We start from the raw sequence: 14,861 nt of genomic DNA on the forward strand, positions 1-14,861 counted from the left end.
TCAACGCATGGCGGCCGTGGGTTCGGACATGTCTTGCCGCTGCTGTTGCGCCAGCCATTGCTGAAAAGCCCGGCGTCCCTCTTCCAGAAAGGCGATAAATTCCTCCACCGAAGCCAGTCCAGTATGCCGCGCCAGCAACGGCTGGCCGGCCGGGGCCACAATGGCGTAGGTCGGAAGGGCTACCGTGCCGGTAAGCTGCAACTGATAGCGCTGCCACTCAGGTCCTACTGAGGCATCGTCGGTATACAGTCGGAGCCGCACAAAGTCGTTTTGTAGCCGACGGGCTACTTCAGGATGTGGGAAAACAGTGGCTTCCATTTGCCGGCAGTTGGTACAGGTGTAGCCGGTAAAGTCAATAAACACGGGGCGGCCGATCGCCTGCGCTTCGGCAAAAGCGGTCTCTACCTCCTCATGCCAGCTAAGCTCTGTCCTGTTTTCAGACGCGCTACTTGCCTGCAAGAGGGTTACCAGCCCCACGTCTGTGGCCCGGCGCGGCGGCAGGTAGGCATCCAGATTACCCAGCGGTGCTCCCAGCAGTCCGGGCAGCATGTAGAGCGACATGCCAAAAAAGAGGACCGCGACCAGGAGTCGTCCGACCCCTACCGTCTCTACCAGGGGTTCGTGCGGCAAGCGAAGCTTGCCGATCAGATACAATCCCGTCAGGAAAAAGAGCACCGACACGAGCGCAATGACCAGCGGACGGGAGAGGACCCCCCAGCCCCAGACGAGATCGGCGTTCGACAAAAACTTCAACGCAGCAGCCAGCTCCACAAACCCCAGCACCACTTTGATCGTGTGCATCCAGGAGCCTGAGCGAGGCAGCGCTTCCAGCGCCCGCGGAAAAAGCGCAAACAGGACGAAGGGCAACGCAAACGTCAGGCTGAAAGTTACCATCCCCAGCACGGGATAGCCCCATTCGCCCAGAGCTGTGGCCGCCAGCAATCCTCCGACAAAAGGTGCCGTGCAGGAAAACGACACCAGCGTGAGCGTCAACCCCATGAAAAGTGCGCCCAGGTATCCCCCATGGGTCTGGCTCTGACGGTTGAAATAGTTGACCAGTCCCGAGGGTAGGCGGAGCTCGTAGAGTCCGAGCAACGACAGAGCAAACAATACGAAGACCAGTCCAATGAACAGATTGATCCATGGATTAGCCGCGATGGTCTGGGCGCCGGAAGCGCCCACCAGCAGGGCTGTCAGCACGCCCAGTCCAGTGAACGTTACCACGATGGCCATGCCATAAACGAGCGCCAGGCGAACGGCCTGAGCCCGACTTCCCCCCTGCCGCGTAAAGAACGAGACAGTCAGAGGGATCATGGGAAAGACGCAGGGCGTGAGCAACGCAGCCAGTCCGGCTCCGACGGCCAGGAGCAGGAAGCCCCAGAGCCCGCCCGATCGGGCTCGTGCCAGATCCTGCGCAGCGGCATCGGTCAGGAGCGGAGTTTCTGCAAGAGCGGGCGTGGACGGTTCCGGTTCAATGGGGGGCACGACCGGTTCAAAGCGAGGAGGCGTTGCCACAGTTGCTGCCTGCGGATCAATACGCACTGCTGCCTCGACCGGAACCTTTGTGGGCGGCAGACAAATGCGGTCATTGCAGATGGTAAACTCCACCTGCACCCTGATCCTGCGCGTGCCCGGGCGGGCGTCCGGTGCAGCCACTAAGGGCAGCGCCAGGGCGGCCTGGTCCATGAAATAACGCACTACCTTCTGGAAGAAGGGATCATAGCCTTCCAGAGGAGGCTGCTGGAGCGGATCCCCTGCCTGGCGAATCCCCTCCGGAAGTGCGTCAACAAGCAGGCGAACGCCTTTGGTGGGCGGGGGCGAGTCGAGCGCATACATCTTCCACCCCGCAGCAATCGTCGCCTCCAGTCGGAGCCAGAGCGAATCTCCTGGTGCTACTGCTTCGGGCTGAACGCGGGCGCGCCATTGTACCAGCTCAGTAGCTCGTTGCGCCTGCACGGGTTGGACCAGTACCCCGAGCAGTACCAGCCAGATATATTGTAAGGATTTATTACCGCGCATAGCCTGTTACCAGGTATGGGCAAACAAAAAAGGCGTTCGTCGGGAAAACGAACGCCTGAACCAATTGTTGCCGTTTAACCACACGCGTTAGCTTTCGGGCGTTTCAGGCTCCACGCGAATTTTGATCTGCGCTACCACTTCGGGATGCAGTTTAATCCGGGCGGTGTAGACGCCCAGCATGCGAATGTCCTCCGGCATCTCAATGCGACGCCGATCGATCTGAAAGCCTCGTTGCGCCAGATACTCAGCAATCTGGCTGGAAGTCACGGTACCAAAGATGCGGTTCTCTTCCCCTACCTTGGCCTGGATAACCACCTCCGTCTTCGCCAGCTCTTCTGCCATGCGTTCGGCTTCTTCCCGGATTCGGGCGAGCTTACGCGCCTGCTGCCGGCGTCGCTCCTCCAGGTCTTTGAGCACGCTGGGCGTTGCTTCGATAGCCAGGCCTTTCGGGATCAGGTAGTTTCGACCGTAGCCGTCCCGCACGGTTACTACCTCTCCTTCCAGGCCCAGCTTTTCTACATCCTGCAGCAGAAGTACTTTCATAGCAACATCACGGTTAGGGATAACGCATCACTTCTCGGCTGCACCGGCGACTTACTTAACCGCATCTGCCACAAATGGCAGCAGCGCCAGGTGGCGTGCCCGCTTGATGGCCCGCGCTATCTGCCGCTGCGTTTTCGCCGATACGCCGGTAATTCGCCGCGGCAAAATCTTGCCCTGTTCGTTGATAAACTGCTTCAAAAACTCTACGTCTTTGTAGTCCACGTATTCCAGATCGCGCTTCCGTGCCATGGCTCTGTCTTACTTCCGGTTAATGAAGATCGACGACTACTCTTCAGCTCCCTCTTCTTCCTCTTGCTCTACTTCTACCTCCACCTCTTCTTCCTCTTCCACTTCTACGGCTGCGGGACGCGCGCTCATCTCTTCAGCGGCTTGCTTTTTGCGGCGCTCGTAGTGGCGCAGCATCTTCGCATCCATGCGCAGCGTCAAATAGCGCAGCACTTGTTCGTCGATCTCCAGAAAGCGTTCCAGCGGGGCTATCAGCGAGCCGGGTGCTCGGAAGTACATGTTCACGTAGTAGCCGTTCCGGCGCTTCTGAATCGGATAAGCCAGGCGTCGCGTGCCCCACTCATCGACTTCAACGATCTCCCCGCCGTGCTCTTCAATGTACTGATTGACGCGGCGAACGACTTCTTTGATTTGTTCGTCGCTGAGCGCCGCGTTAATGATGTAGGTCAGCTCGTAGAAGTTCTTTTCCGCCGACATGACGCCTTCCCTGTGGAATGATTACCGGTTTGGTTCATGCCCCCATCCGCAGGTGGGAGCAGGGAGGTTGCAAGGTACGGCGCTTCAACGCTCCATACAAAGGGGTGGTTCTTCTTCGCCAAAAATTAGGCCTTGAGCTGGGCCAGCCGTTCTGCGTGTTCGGCTGTGCGCAGCGCGTTGATCAGTTCATCCAGTTCGCCTTCAATGATGCGATGCAGCGGCCAGTTTTTCAGCTCGCCTTCCAGCCGGTGGTCGGTCACCCGATCCTGCGGAAAGTTGTAGGTGCGAATTTTAGCGGATCGGTCGCCGGTTTTGATCGAAGCGCGTCGCACAGCATCCCGTTCGGCGCGCTGGCGTTCCTGCTCCAGCTCGTACAGACGCGCGCGCAGGATGCGCAGTGCTTTTTCCTTATTCTGGTGCTGGCTTTTCTCGTCCTGGCAGGAGACCACAATACCGGTGGGAATATGCGTGATGCGGACGGCCGATTCGGTGCGGTTGACGTGCTGGCCGCCTGGGCCACTGGCCCGAAAGACGTCGATGCGGAGATCCTCGGGTCGGATTTCTACATCGACCGCTTCGGCTTCAGGCAACACAACTACGCTGGCGGCCGACGTATGAATGCGCCCCTGCGATTCGGTAGCCGGCACGCGCTGCACGCGATGCACCCCGCTTTCATACTTCATGGTGCCGTAGACGTCCGGTCCCTTCAGGCTGAAGATGACTTCTTTAAAGCCACCGACCGTTCCCGGCGACGCGTCGAGCACTTCTACCTTCCATCCTTTTCGTTCAGCGTAGCGGTTGTACATCCGAAACAGATCGCCTGCAAACAGCGCAGCTTCGTCCCCTCCGGTGCCTGCTCGAATCTCCACAATGGCATTGCGCCGGTCCGTTTCATCCTGTGGGATCAGGCGCAACCGCAGATCTTCCTCAACGGTCGGCAGCCGTTTCTCCAGCTCCTCCAGCTCGTGCCGGGCCATCCGAACCAGCTCCGGATCGGATTCTGTGCGGATCAGCTCACGCAGGCTTTCTGCTTCGGCCAGCAGCCGCTCATAGGCTTCGATGGCTTCGACAATGGCACGGAGACTGGCGTGCTCACGCCCCAGTTCGGCCAGGCGTCTGGGATCGGCAGCGACGGCCGGATCCGAAAGCGCCTGCGTAACTTCCTCGTAGCGGCGCTTGATCTCTTCCAGCGGCGTTTTGGGAATCATAAGCTCTGCCCAGTCGATTTCCGCCGGGCTAACGCCAGCAATCGATGAAAGGTGCCGGCTATTCAACCGTCACACTCTTGGCCAGGTTACGCGGCTGATCAACGTTACAACCGCGCATCACAGCGATGTGATAGGCCAGTAATTGGAGGGGCACCACCGTGAGTAACGGAGTCAGAAAGTCGGGGGCAGGTGGAATGCGAATCACGTATTCGCAGAGCGCGTCCAGCTCCCCGTTGCCCTCGTCGGTGATGGCAATGACCGAACCCTGGCGGGCGACCACCTCCTCAATGTTCGAGACCACCTTATCGTAGGTCCGGTCTTTCATGGCTATGAACACGACCGGCATGAAGCGGTCAATGAGCGCAATCGGCCCGTGCTTCATCTCGGCCGCCGGATACCCTTCGGCATGGATATAAGAAATTTCCTTGAGCTTGAGGGCGCCCTCAAGGGCCACGGGGAAGTTGTAGCCCCGTCCGAGATAGAGGAAGTTGGAAGCGTAGCGGTAGACGTGCGCAATGCGACGGATCTCTTCGTCCAAGGCCAACACCTGGCGTACCTTTTCCGGGATTTCAGCAAGGGCGCGCAGGGCCTGCGCCATTTCCGCTTCGGAAAGCGTACGCCCTTCGGCCAGCTTGAGAGCCAGCAGAGTTAGAACGGTTACCTGCGCCGTGAACGCCTTGGTCGAAGCCACCCCAATCTCTGGTCCGACATGCAAATAGACGCCGGCGTCCGTCTCCCGCGCAATGGTTGAGCCCACCACGTTGCAAATGCCCAGCGTCAGCACGCCCTGGCGCTTGGCTTCCCGCACAGCGGCCAGCGTATCGGCCGTCTCTCCGCTTTGCGAGATCGCAATCACGACATCGTTGGCACGCAGCACGGGATTCCGATAGCGAAATTCGCTGGCATACTCTACTTCTACCGGGATGCGGGCAAATTCCTCAATTAAGTACTCACCGACCAAGCCGGCATGCCACGAGGTGCCACAGGCGCAGATAATGATGCGGTCGGCCGCCTGCACGCGGTCCATGACGTCGATCAGCCCTCCCAGCTTCACCGTGTTGTGGGGCAGGTCGAGCCGTCCTCGCAGACAATTCTCCAGGGCTTCGGGCTGCTCCATAATTTCTTTGAGCATGAAATGCGGATAGCCCCCCTTTTCGATTTGCTCCAGGTCCCACTCTAGCTCATGGACTTCCTTTTCGAGCAGCACGTTGTCAATGGTGCGCACCTCATACCCATCGCGACGCACCACAACGACCTCGCCATCGTTCAGATAGACCACCTGGCGTGTGTGCTCTACAATGGGAGCGGCATCGGAAGCCAGAAAGTACTCCCCCTCGCCGATTCCCAGAATCAGGGGACTGCCTTTCCGAGCAGCAATGAGCAGATCAGGATCAGTGGCCGACACGATAGCCAGCCCGTAGGTTCCGACCACCTGCGTCAGGGCTTGACGGACAGCTTCCGGGAGAGGCAGTCCTGTAGCGCGACGCACATCGTCGATCAGGTGCACCAGGGCTTCCGTGTCGGTTTCGCTACGAAACACGTAGCCTTTTTGCTGGAGCCGTTTGCGCAGCGCAGCATAGTTTTCAATAATTCCGTTGTGCACCAGGGCAAAATCCCCATTGCTGCTGACGTGTGGGTGGGCGTTGACATCGTTCGGCGCTCCATGGGTTGCCCAGCGGGTGTGTCCGACGCCCAGCGTACCTTCCGGCAGGCGCTCGCGCAGCGCAGCGGCCAGCTCGTTTACTTTTCCTTTGCGCTTGTATACCTGCAGGCGCCCGTTGCCAACAACGGCAATACCAGCCGAATCGTAGCCGCGGTATTCCAGCCGTTTGAGGCCATTGAGTAGCAACTCAGCAGCCGGACGATGCCCGATATATCCAACGATTCCACACATAAGCGACGAAAGATTTGGCATTCAGCAACCCCTTCTCCTGCCCTGCGCTCCCCCTCCCAGCAAAATACTTGCCGGTCCGGCAGCATGGAAACTTCCCCACCGGACCGGCAACGCTCTGGAAGGCAACCCCGAAGGCATCAGACGGTTTCCGAGAGGGGCTCCCGGACCGTTCGGCCGATAACCTGAGCAATGAGCCGTATCTGACGCATCATTTCCGTAAACTGATCAAAGTAAAGCGACTGGGGCCCATCGCTTTTGGCCGTAGGAGGATCCGGATGCACTTCTACCATGATGCCATCAGCACCCGCAGCTACGGCCGCCCGAGCCATTGGAATCACTTTGTCACGAAGCCCGGTGCCATGGCTGGGATCGGCCACAATAGGCAAATGGCTCTTCTGCTTGATCACAGGAATAGCAGACAGATCAAGGGTATTGCGAGTCTGCGTTTCAAAGGTCCGAATGCCACGCTCGCAGAGAATCACCTGCGGATTGCCATGTGCAATGATGTATTCCGCACTCATCAACCACTCTTCAATGGTAGCCGCCGGCCCCCGCTTCAAAAAGACGGGCTTATCCACTTTGCCCAGCTCCTTGAGCAACGCAAAATTTTGCATGTTGCGAGCTCCTACCTGGAAAACGTCCGTGTAGGGATAAATCAGCTCAATCTGGCCGACCTCCATAACCTCGGTGATGACGCGCAACCCATACTGGTCGGCCGCCTCCCGCAACAGCTTCAGCCCTACTTCTCCCAGTCCCTGAAAAGAATATGGAGAAGTGCGAGGTTTAAAAGCACCGCCTCGCAAAAATGTGGCGCCCTGTGCGGCTACATGGGCAGCCGTGGCCTGAATCTGCTCTTCACTTTCAACAGAGCATGGTCCGGCCATTACTACCACCTCAGACCCGCCGATAACTACCCCTTTTACCTCAATCTGCGTATCCTCTTTCTTCCAGGTGCGGCTGGCGAACTTGTACGGCTCGGTTACCCGATACACGTCCGCCACCCCGTCAAGCACCTTGATGTGCCGAATGTCAAAGTCTGGCTTGACTCCGATAGCGCCTAGAACCGTCTGATTGACTCCGGTTGAGCGATGCACGTCAAAGCCATATGCGTTGAGCCGCTCAATAACGGCCTGGATCTGGGCCTCGGTGGCCCCCGGCTGCATAACCACAACCATATCTCCCGACATCCAACCTGTAGTGGAGATGGCCACTTAGCGTTTAAAGATACGAAAGTTCAACGCGCAGCGAAAATCTACGCAGGTTTTTTGCTGAACCTGCTGTCGTTTTGCCCATTTACATTAAGCTGCAGATAAACCATCCAGAAGGGCCTATGGCCGACCGTAGCTCTACTGCGCACGCTCCGGCGCTTTTGTTTTTGCGTCCTGCTTCGGAACTGACGCTCAAGTCAAGCCGAACGCGCCGCCGCTTTCAGCAACTGCTGGTGCGCAACCTGAAAGATGCGCTGCGCAGCCAGGAAATTCCGTATCGGTTTCAGGGATCCTGGAGCTGGTTTCTGATCGAAACCGAAGCGCCGCTGCAGGCCATCGACGTGCTACGCCACGTACCGGGCATTGGTCCGATCATGCCGATCGAGCTGGTTACGGGCACCACGCTTGAGGAAATTGTGCGCCGCGGTACTGAAACGTTTGCAGAGCGGGTGCGAGGGCGTCGTTTTGCTGTGCGCGCTCGTCGCCGGGGCGATCATCCTTACCGCTCCCGGGATATTGAGGTTGAACTCGGCGCAGCGCTTCGTCCTTTTGCCGAGCGGGTAGACCTGACCAACCCGGAGGTTACAGTCTACGTGGAAGTGCGCGAAGATCGCGCCTACTTTTATACAACGATTCTTAAGGGAATGGGAGGGTTGCCCATTGGCAGCCAGGGCAAGGCCCTGGTGCTCATTTCCGGTGGGTTTGATTCGGCTGTTGCTGCCTGGCTTGCGCTGCGGCGCGGCGTAGCCGTCGACTACCTGTTCTGCAACCTGGGCGGCAAAGCCTATGAGCGCGCGGTGCTGCAGGTGGCCAAAGTGCTGGCCGATGCCTGGAGCTTTGGCACGCGCCCACGCTTTTACTCGCTGGATTTTGGGCCGGTCGTTGACGAAATGCGCCGCCACGTGCGTCCCGCTTACTGGCAGGTGGTGCTCAAGCGCTTAATGTACCGGGCTGGCGAGGCCATTGCGCGGGAGTCGGACGCCCTGGCCCTCATTACCGGGGAGTCGCTGGGCCAGGTCTCTTCCCAGACGCTTAAAAACCTGCACGCTATTGAGGCGGGAACGTCGCTGCCTGTGCTCCGCCCGCTGCTTACCTATGACAAAGAAGAGATTATTGATCTGGCCCGACAGATCGGCACCGCCACCCTTTCGGAGCGCGTGCGGGAGTACTGCGCGCTAACGCCCGACCGCCCGGTAACCGCTACCCGGCCGGAAGCGGTCGACCAGGAAATGGCGAAGCTCCCTCTGTCGGTTCTGGAGCAGGCTATCGCCACAGCAACCGTCTACGACCTGCGCGCGCTATCGGCCTCGGAGCTGGTCACGCCCTACCTGTTCATTGAAGAAATTCCAGAAGATGCTGAGGTCATCGACTGTCAGAGCGAAGCGCTTTACGAACACTGGCACTATCCAGGAGCCCGCCACATGGACCCCTGGCAATTGCTGCAGCAGTTCCGCCATCTGGATCGCAACCGCGTCTATGTGCTCTACTGTCCACGCGGCCTGCAATCGGCTTACGTAGCCGAAGTAATGCAGCGGGAAGGATATGAAGCGTACTCCTTCAAAGGAGGCGTGCCCGCGCTGAAAGCGTACGCCCAGGCGCGCGGAATCGAGGTGCCCGAGTTTTAACGATAGCGCTCCAGCGTAAACTTTTCACCCAGATAGCGCCGGCGCACTTCAGGATCCGCAGCCAGCTCTTCGGCGGTGCCATGTTGGAAGATGCGGCCCTCGTACAGCAGATAGGCCCGGTCGGTGATGGCCAGTGTTTCGTGCACGTTGTGATCGGTAATGAGCACGCCGATGCCGCGCGCTCGCAGATCCGCTACCAGCGCCATGAGCTCTTCGACCGCAATGGGATCAATACCGGCAAAGGGCTCGTCCAGCAGCAAAAAACGCGGCCGGGTAGCCAGGGCTCGCGCGATTTCCGTGCGGCGCCGCTCTCCTCCTGAGAGCATGTAGCCTTTTGAACGGCGCACGCGCTCCAGCCCAAACTCCTGCAGCAACTGCTCCACACGCGCCCGACGCTCGGCCCGGCTGAGCGGCTGAAATTCCAGCACGGCTTCCAGATTCTCTTCGACCGTCAGTTGGCGAAAAATCGAGGCTTCCTGCGCCAGGTATCCCACTCCCAGCCGGGCTCGCTGATACATAGGCAGATGCGTGATCTCCCGGTTCCCCAGAAAAATTTTGCCCGCATTAGGCCGCACCATCCCCACAATCATGTAAAAGGTAGTGGTTTTGCCAGCACCGTTGGGCCCCAGCAATCCTACAATCTCCCCCTGACGCACGCGCAAGCTGACGTCTTGCACCACAAAACGTTTGCGATAGCGCTTGGAGAGCCCTTCGGCCCGCAGTTCAGTGGCGTTCTGCACGTTCATGGGTGGTCGGGTTTGCGGCCGGCGCTGCGGGTGGCGCAGGTTGCCGCCATTTCGGAAGCATGCGCAATCGCTGGCGGATCCAGGTTTCTTGAAGGAAATGGGCTGGCTCTGGCCGAAGTTCCGGCACCCATCGGAAGCCTTCCAGTTGGAAAGGCATCGGGATACGGTCGCGTTCGTACTGCACGCCCTGTACTCCGCCCCACACGCGCACGCGGCGGACCCGGCTTTGCTCAAACCAGAAGACAATTTCATCGCCTGAAACGCGCACAGCCCCCTGCAGCGAGTCGTTGCGATCCCGCAGATAATAGATTGCCTCCGCGTTCGGTCCCACAATCAGCTTCCGCAGCGAGTCCTGCGCAAAATACCCTGTCAGGCGACGCCCCTTGAGCTGTTGCAGCCGGTTAAGCACCGTATCGCGTTGCACCACAAAGGCGTTCGGAAACACCCAGAGCGTGTCGCGGTCTGCCCCTCCCCGTAACCAGAGCGTATCGCCCGAAACCTGCGTTTCTTCGAGCCACGCGATAGGTTGTCCAAACAACCGCACTTCCTCCCACAGGATAGTGCCATTTTGAACGACTCGGTCGTACACCAGTGAGTCGGCCCGGGCTGACAACCGCTGCTGCCAGAGCCGAACCGAATCGACGGCGACCAACCGCCGCAGCGAATCCTGTCGAATAAAGTGCAATTGCCCCGCTCGCACCAACAAGGTGTCAACCCGCCCGGCATCCTCTGGTCGCAACAGTACCAGCAGGGGACGTCCGGTCAGCCGACTGTAGCCTGTCTGTTCGTTGTTAAAAGCCTCTCGTCCCAAAAGCAACGTTCGCGTCACCGTACCATCCTCTGTCGTATCCTGTTGTTCAATAAAGACATGTCCTTTTGCCAGCGCCACCTCCGTATCACGGAAGTAGATAACGGTATCTGCCTCCAGGTAGCGGTTTTTGCCTTCAAGTCGCACGTTTCCGTAGAACGCGGCCCGTTTTTCGTCGGACCAGTACACGCCCCGCTGACTGGTCAAAACCGCCGCACTATCGGCCAGGCGCACCCCAGCTTCAAAGACCGCCCGCTTTTCTCGGGTATAATACCATCCCATTGGCGCTTCCACCATTACACTGCCATCCCAGAGCCGAACCCGTCCGACCGCCCGTCCGACCTTCTGACGGCTGTCATAATAGACCGTATCGGCTGCTAGCGAGTCGCCCCGCTCGACAATGCGTACGTTCCCTACAAAACGGATACGCCGCTCTTCGGGCCACTGCGTGGCACGATCAGCCCAGAGTCGCGTCTCGTCCTGTTGGAGAAAGACATGGCCTATCAGCTCGCGGAAACGCCGACCTGCGGCGTCCACCCCCCCTATGAGGGAGTCGGCCTGCAACGCTACCGGCCGGCGACTTGTATCGGCCGACTGTACCTGAAGAAGTGGCACGTCGCCCCATCCTCCCCATCCCAACAGCAACCCTAATAGGAGGCTGATCATTCGTTTGCTGATGCTTCTTCAATTACGACACGTCCCGTTACGCGACGCAGGCGGTAAGACGTGAGCTGCTCGTCGGCATCCAGCTCAAATCCTTCCACCTGCTCGTCGGGGCTTAGCAGACGCACAAAGCCCGGTGCTTGAAGCCGCTCTTGATCTTCCAGCCAGCGCAATCGTTCGGTCAACAACCGCCGCCCTTCCGGAGTTATCACCTCGACAGCGCCTTCTGCTTCAAAACGACGGTCATGTTCGTAGTATATGACCCGTCTGGCCTGAAAGGCAGCGCCCGAATCTCCTTCGGGCGTAAAGATCCAGCCGCGCACTGGTTCATCTGCTGAGCCTTCAAGCACTACATACGTGCTTTCTGGATATTCCTGGCGAATGAGGTGCGCTGCCAGCAGCCGTGCGCGGGGTTTTCCTTCCAGAGAGAGTCGGTAATCGACCTGCCAGCTTTCCTGCCGGGGTTCTTGCTCGGCCTGAACCGCCGCCTTTAGCTCGGGGGGTGGAGGTTGCCGGCAGGAGGCGACCAGCAGCAAGCTACTCAGCAGAAGAAGCGGCAGGCAATTCATAGCGTGCTGGTCTGTTCTGGTTGGAGTACGGTCCAGGCTGTTTCCACGTGCATTCCGCATCGAGCCAGCCAGTCGGCGAAGCTCTGGCAGATTGCTTCCAACGTCTCCCGGGAAACAGCAGCAGCGGGGGTATAGATGCATGCAACCACGCGGCTGGTTGTGTCATCCGTTTTCGTGGCGAGGCTGTCTTTGACCGGGTTCACAATCGGGTCATCCGTCCCTGTAGCAGGATCTACGCGACAGCCCACAATCAAATCGGCCAGTTCAATTTGCTGTCCGGCTGTGTTGAACACATACGCCTCCCCGTCGGCGCCAAGTCGGAAGCGGAAATGGGTCGTCCCAGCCCGGTCCAGGTCCCAGAGGGATACGGGTAGCATGTGCAGCAGACTCATGTAGTTGGCAACATCTACCACTCCATTGATGCGCGGGAAGCGTCCTGCCTGCGCTTCCCGGAGCAGATACTCGCTGGCCGGCTTGGCACGACCGGTCGGCTTGTAGCGTCCGTTACGTAGCAGATGCCGCACAGCCTGCCGCCGCGTTTCCAGCTCGGGCGGCAATTGTTTCCGTTCAGACAGAAGTTGTTGCAACGCTTGTGATAGTCCTTCGGGCTCGAGGGTAACGGCTACTCCTTCTGCCCGCACCAGACCGAGCAGGGCGTCGTTTCGCGGGATCTTATGCTCAATTTGAACGATCATGTTGGTTCAGACTTTCTTTTTGCGCGAAAAGGTTGTAGTATACAAAAGCTCCGGGTGGTATAGAGTTTGAGCTTCTGTTGGCCAGTTCGGGGAGGTGCATTTTATCTGCGCCCCAACCGGTCGATATTTTCAACCACCCGGGACCAGCCCCAGAATGTGTGATGCATAACCCGTCAGTCATGAGTTTTACGGTTGAACCCCTGAGCGCCGAAACAGTCGTTATCCGCGTGGGCAAAGCCCTGGACTTCCGCAATGCCGCGGAGTTCAAAGCCATCTGCCAGGAACAGGTGCAAAGCGGCGTCCGCAACTTTATCCTGGATTTCTCGGAAACGGGAATCCTGGATTCTACCGGATTAGGTGCCATTTTTTCCCTGTACCGGCAAGTTTCGCCGCGGAATGGCCAGGTGGTCTTCGCGTCGGTCTCGCGGCCTGTGCAGGTGGTTGTGCAGTTGACGCGAACGTACAAGGTTTTCCGGCAGTTTCCCTCGGTTGAGGCGGCACAAGAAGCATTGCAACAAGCCTGACGGGCTCCGGCTGCCGGGTTGATCATGACCCCTCACCTGGACGTGGCCCGAACCTATGATGAGAGAAGTGCGTTACCGGTTTAACAACTTGGAGGATCTGATCGACCAGGTACACACCCTTTTCTCCCGGCCGGATGCCGATCTTCCGCTGCCTCCGGAAGACGATCTGCGTTATCGTGTTCAGTTGACCGTCCATGAATGGCTGGCCAACTTGATTCAACATGCGCGCTTTGGCAATCGCGTGCCAACTATTGAATTGACCATTCGCTGCAATGGAAAGCTCGTCGAGTGTTTCATTGACGATAACTCGGAAGGATTTGATCTGAACGGTCGCCTGGAATCGAACCCATCGATTCAGGAAGCTTTCCCTGAACGAGGCATGGGCCTGCACTTTATTCGCGCCTGTACGCAAAAGCTCAGCTACATCCGACTAAAGGATGGCCGGCATCGTCTGATCTTTACGATAGTCAAAGACGAAGACCCATGGCTCGATATTCCATTTTAGTTGTTGAGGATGAGCACACGCTGCGCCGTTTGCTCGAATACCGGCTGAGTAAGTACTACCGGGTGCGCTCGGCCGCCAACGGCGAGGAGGCGCTCCAGTTAGTGCTGGAGGAAATCCCCGACCTGATCATCTCGGACATTATGATGCCGAAGATGGATGGGTTCGCCCTCCAGCAGGCCCTGCAAACTCGTAAAGAAACCCGTGCTATTCCGTTCATCTTCCTGACCGCTAAAGCCGACGAGCAAAGCCGCATGCGTGGCATGCGCATGGGCGTGGACGACTACATCACCAAACCTTTTGATATTGATCAACTGCTCGCTCGCATTGAACGGCTACTGGAACGCACTCGATACTTTCAAACGCAGCTCGACGCGCGCATTGGACAAGACTTTTCGAAAAAGCTTATGCCCAAACGGCTTCCTTCCGTTCCGGGCTATCGACTCTACTTTCACAACAGCCCCAAAGAATATGGCGGCGGGGACTTTTTTGATTGGACGCAACATCCAAGCGGCGCTTTCTTTATTACGATTGGCGACGTGATGGGCAAGGGGCTGCAAGCTAAGTTCTATGCGTTTAGCTTTCTCAGCTACATTCGGGGCACGCTCTACGCTATGCTCCAGACCTCTCAGTCGCCCGCCGAACTCCTCCGACGGGTCAACCACGTGCTGATGCAAGACACCGTCATGGAGGAGACGTTTGCTTCGCTACTTATCCTGCGATGGGATCCCAATGCACACGAGATTACCTATGCCAACGCGGGCCATTGCCGTCCGATTCTGGTCAAAGATAACCAGGCGGCCGAAGTGGTCGAATACAGTGATCTGATCCTGGGGCTGGATCCCAACGCTACTTTTCAGGACACAACGTTGACCATTCCGGCCGGCGGCGGACTCCTGCTCTACACCGACGGCCTGATGGAGCAACGCACGACAACAGGCGAAATGATCGGCGAGCAAGGCCTGTTGGAACTTGCGCCTCTGATGGTTGGCGCAGAAGATCCGGTTCAGAATCTCTTGCAGGGCGTCCTGAGCCGCTGCAACACCGACACGTTCGACGATGATATCCTTTTCTTCTGGATGGAACGCCTGAGCTAACAGGCAGATACGCACAACGCTACGCTATCCCCCCACC

At 58.4% G+C, this 14,861-nt stretch carries 15 protein-coding genes; 4 read left to right on the forward strand and 11 right to left on the reverse strand.

The window, feature by feature from the left end; all coding sequences use genetic code 11:
• From BUA15_RS02315 to aroF, 7 genes are all read right to left on the reverse strand, one after another.
• Positions 1–2,019, reverse strand: a complete 2,019-nt coding sequence (locus BUA15_RS02315) for a protein-disulfide reductase DsbD family protein (protein ID WP_072714334.1) — start codon at positions 2,017–2,019, stop codon at positions 1–3.
• An 87-nt stretch (positions 2,020–2,106) separates the two neighbouring features.
• Complete coding sequence (gene rplI / locus BUA15_RS02320; protein WP_072714335.1) at positions 2,107–2,562, reverse strand: 50S ribosomal protein L9; 456 nt, start codon at positions 2,560–2,562, stop codon at positions 2,107–2,109.
• A gap of 51 nt (positions 2,563–2,613) precedes the next feature.
• Positions 2,614–2,811 carry a 30S ribosomal protein S18 gene (rpsR, locus tag BUA15_RS02325; RefSeq protein WP_072714336.1) on the reverse strand — a complete coding sequence of 66 codons (198 nt, stop codon included), beginning with the start codon at positions 2,809–2,811 and terminating at the stop codon, positions 2,614–2,616.
• Between the two features lie 36 nt (positions 2,812–2,847).
• Positions 2,848–3,285 carry a 30S ribosomal protein S6 gene (rpsF, locus tag BUA15_RS02330; RefSeq protein WP_072714337.1) on the reverse strand — a complete coding sequence of 146 codons (438 nt, stop codon included), beginning with the start codon at positions 3,283–3,285 and terminating at the stop codon, positions 2,848–2,850.
• Between the two features lie 125 nt (positions 3,286–3,410).
• A complete protein-coding gene (gene prfA / locus BUA15_RS02335; RefSeq protein ID WP_072714338.1) occupies positions 3,411–4,493 on the reverse strand; it encodes a peptide chain release factor 1 in 1,083 nt (360 codons plus the stop codon).
• A 58-nt stretch (positions 4,494–4,551) separates the two neighbouring features.
• Complete coding sequence (gene glmS / locus BUA15_RS02340) at positions 4,552–6,387, reverse strand: glutamine--fructose-6-phosphate transaminase (isomerizing) (RefSeq protein ID WP_072714339.1); 1,836 nt, start codon at positions 6,385–6,387, stop codon at positions 4,552–4,554.
• Between the two features lie 137 nt (positions 6,388–6,524).
• Positions 6,525–7,562 (reverse strand): 3-deoxy-7-phosphoheptulonate synthase, encoded by a 1,038-nt coding sequence (gene aroF, locus BUA15_RS02345; RefSeq protein WP_072714584.1) that lies wholly within the window; start codon positions 7,560–7,562, stop codon positions 6,525–6,527.
• Between the two features lie 155 nt (positions 7,563–7,717).
• Here aroF and thiI point away from each other — a divergent pair, with 155 nt between their 5' ends.
• Positions 7,718–9,220 carry a tRNA uracil 4-sulfurtransferase ThiI gene (gene thiI / locus BUA15_RS02350; RefSeq protein WP_072714585.1) on the forward strand — a complete coding sequence of 501 codons (1,503 nt, stop codon included), beginning with the start codon at positions 7,718–7,720 and terminating at the stop codon, positions 9,218–9,220.
• Here thiI and lptB read toward each other — a convergent pair.
• The 4 genes from lptB to BUA15_RS02370 are packed head-to-tail and all read right to left on the reverse strand — an operon-like array spanning position 9,217 to position 12,701.
• Entirely contained in the window at positions 9,217–9,966 is a 750-nt protein-coding gene (gene lptB, locus BUA15_RS02355; RefSeq protein WP_072714340.1) for an LPS export ABC transporter ATP-binding protein, read from the reverse strand. The two genes, thiI and lptB, sit on opposite strands and share 4 nt — an antisense overlap.
• Positions 9,944–11,440, reverse strand: coding sequence for an OstA-like protein (locus BUA15_RS02360; protein WP_143149547.1), 1,497 nt, complete (start codon positions 11,438–11,440; stop codon positions 9,944–9,946). The genes lptB and BUA15_RS02360 overlap by 23 nt, the downstream gene beginning before the upstream one ends.
• The gene (locus BUA15_RS02365) at positions 11,437–12,006 is read right to left on the reverse strand and encodes an LptA/OstA family protein (RefSeq protein WP_072714342.1); all 570 of its coding nucleotides are present in this window, start codon (positions 12,004–12,006) and stop codon (positions 11,437–11,439) included. The genes BUA15_RS02360 and BUA15_RS02365 overlap by 4 nt, the downstream gene beginning before the upstream one ends.
• Entirely contained in the window at positions 12,003–12,701 is a 699-nt protein-coding gene (locus tag BUA15_RS02370) for a phenylalanine--tRNA ligase beta subunit-related protein (RefSeq protein ID WP_072714343.1), read from the reverse strand. The genes BUA15_RS02365 and BUA15_RS02370 overlap by 4 nt, the downstream gene beginning before the upstream one ends.
• 179 nt (positions 12,702–12,880) lie before the next feature.
• Between BUA15_RS02370 and BUA15_RS02375 the strand changes: the two genes are divergently transcribed.
• From BUA15_RS02375 to BUA15_RS02385, 3 genes are read left to right on the forward strand one after another with little or no spacing between them, the layout of a single operon-like run.
• Entirely contained in the window at positions 12,881–13,225 is a 345-nt protein-coding gene (locus tag BUA15_RS02375; RefSeq protein WP_245771890.1) for an STAS domain-containing protein, read from the forward strand.
• A 55-nt stretch (positions 13,226–13,280) separates the two neighbouring features.
• Positions 13,281–13,730: an ATP-binding protein gene (locus BUA15_RS02380; RefSeq protein ID WP_072714345.1), complete on the forward strand. Its 450-nt coding sequence runs from the start codon at positions 13,281–13,283 to the stop codon at positions 13,728–13,730.
• Entirely contained in the window at positions 13,709–14,824 is a 1,116-nt protein-coding gene (locus BUA15_RS02385) for a PP2C family protein-serine/threonine phosphatase (RefSeq protein ID WP_072714346.1), read from the forward strand. The genes BUA15_RS02380 and BUA15_RS02385 overlap by 22 nt, the downstream gene beginning before the upstream one ends.
• Positions 14,825–14,861 lie beyond the last annotated feature (37 nt).

This window comes from Rhodothermus profundi, assembly GCF_900142415.1.
Classification (GTDB): Bacteria; Bacteroidota; Rhodothermia; order Rhodothermales; family Rhodothermaceae; genus Rhodothermus; species Rhodothermus profundi.

Coding starts and splice junctions, on each gene's coding strand:
- BUA15_RS02315 (WP_072714334.1), bottom strand. CDS start 2,019: ATGCGCGGTAATAAATCCTTACAATATATCTGGCTGGTACTGCTCGGG.
- rplI (WP_072714335.1), bottom strand. CDS start 2,562: ATGAAAGTACTTCTGCTGCAGGATGTAGAAAAGCTGGGCCTGGAAGGA.
- rpsR (WP_072714336.1), bottom strand. CDS start 2,811: ATGGCACGGAAGCGCGATCTGGAATACGTGGACTACAAAGACGTAGAG.
- rpsF (WP_072714337.1), bottom strand. CDS start 3,285: ATGTCGGCGGAAAAGAACTTCTACGAGCTGACCTACATCATTAACGCG.
- prfA (WP_072714338.1), bottom strand. CDS start 4,493: ATGATTCCCAAAACGCCGCTGGAAGAGATCAAGCGCCGCTACGAGGAA.
- glmS (WP_072714339.1), bottom strand. CDS start 6,387: ATGTGTGGAATCGTTGGATATATCGGGCATCGTCCGGCTGCTGAGTTG.
- aroF (WP_072714584.1), bottom strand. CDS start 7,562: ATGGTTGTGGTTATGCAGCCGGGGGCCACCGAGGCCCAGATCCAGGCC.
- thiI (WP_072714585.1), top strand. CDS start 7,718: ATGGCCGACCGTAGCTCTACTGCGCACGCTCCGGCGCTTTTGTTTTTG.
- lptB (WP_072714340.1), bottom strand. CDS start 9,966: ATGAACGTGCAGAACGCCACTGAACTGCGGGCCGAAGGGCTCTCCAAG.
- BUA15_RS02360 (WP_143149547.1), bottom strand. CDS start 11,440: ATGATCAGCCTCCTATTAGGGTTGCTGTTGGGATGGGGAGGATGGGGC.
- BUA15_RS02365 (WP_072714342.1), bottom strand. CDS start 12,006: ATGAATTGCCTGCCGCTTCTTCTGCTGAGTAGCTTGCTGCTGGTCGCC.
- BUA15_RS02370 (WP_072714343.1), bottom strand. CDS start 12,701: ATGATCGTTCAAATTGAGCATAAGATCCCGCGAAACGACGCCCTGCTC.
- BUA15_RS02375 (WP_245771890.1), top strand. CDS start 12,881: ATGAGTTTTACGGTTGAACCCCTGAGCGCCGAAACAGTCGTTATCCGC.
- BUA15_RS02380 (WP_072714345.1), top strand. CDS start 13,281: ATGATGAGAGAAGTGCGTTACCGGTTTAACAACTTGGAGGATCTGATC.
- BUA15_RS02385 (WP_072714346.1), top strand. CDS start 13,709: ATGGCTCGATATTCCATTTTAGTTGTTGAGGATGAGCACACGCTGCGC.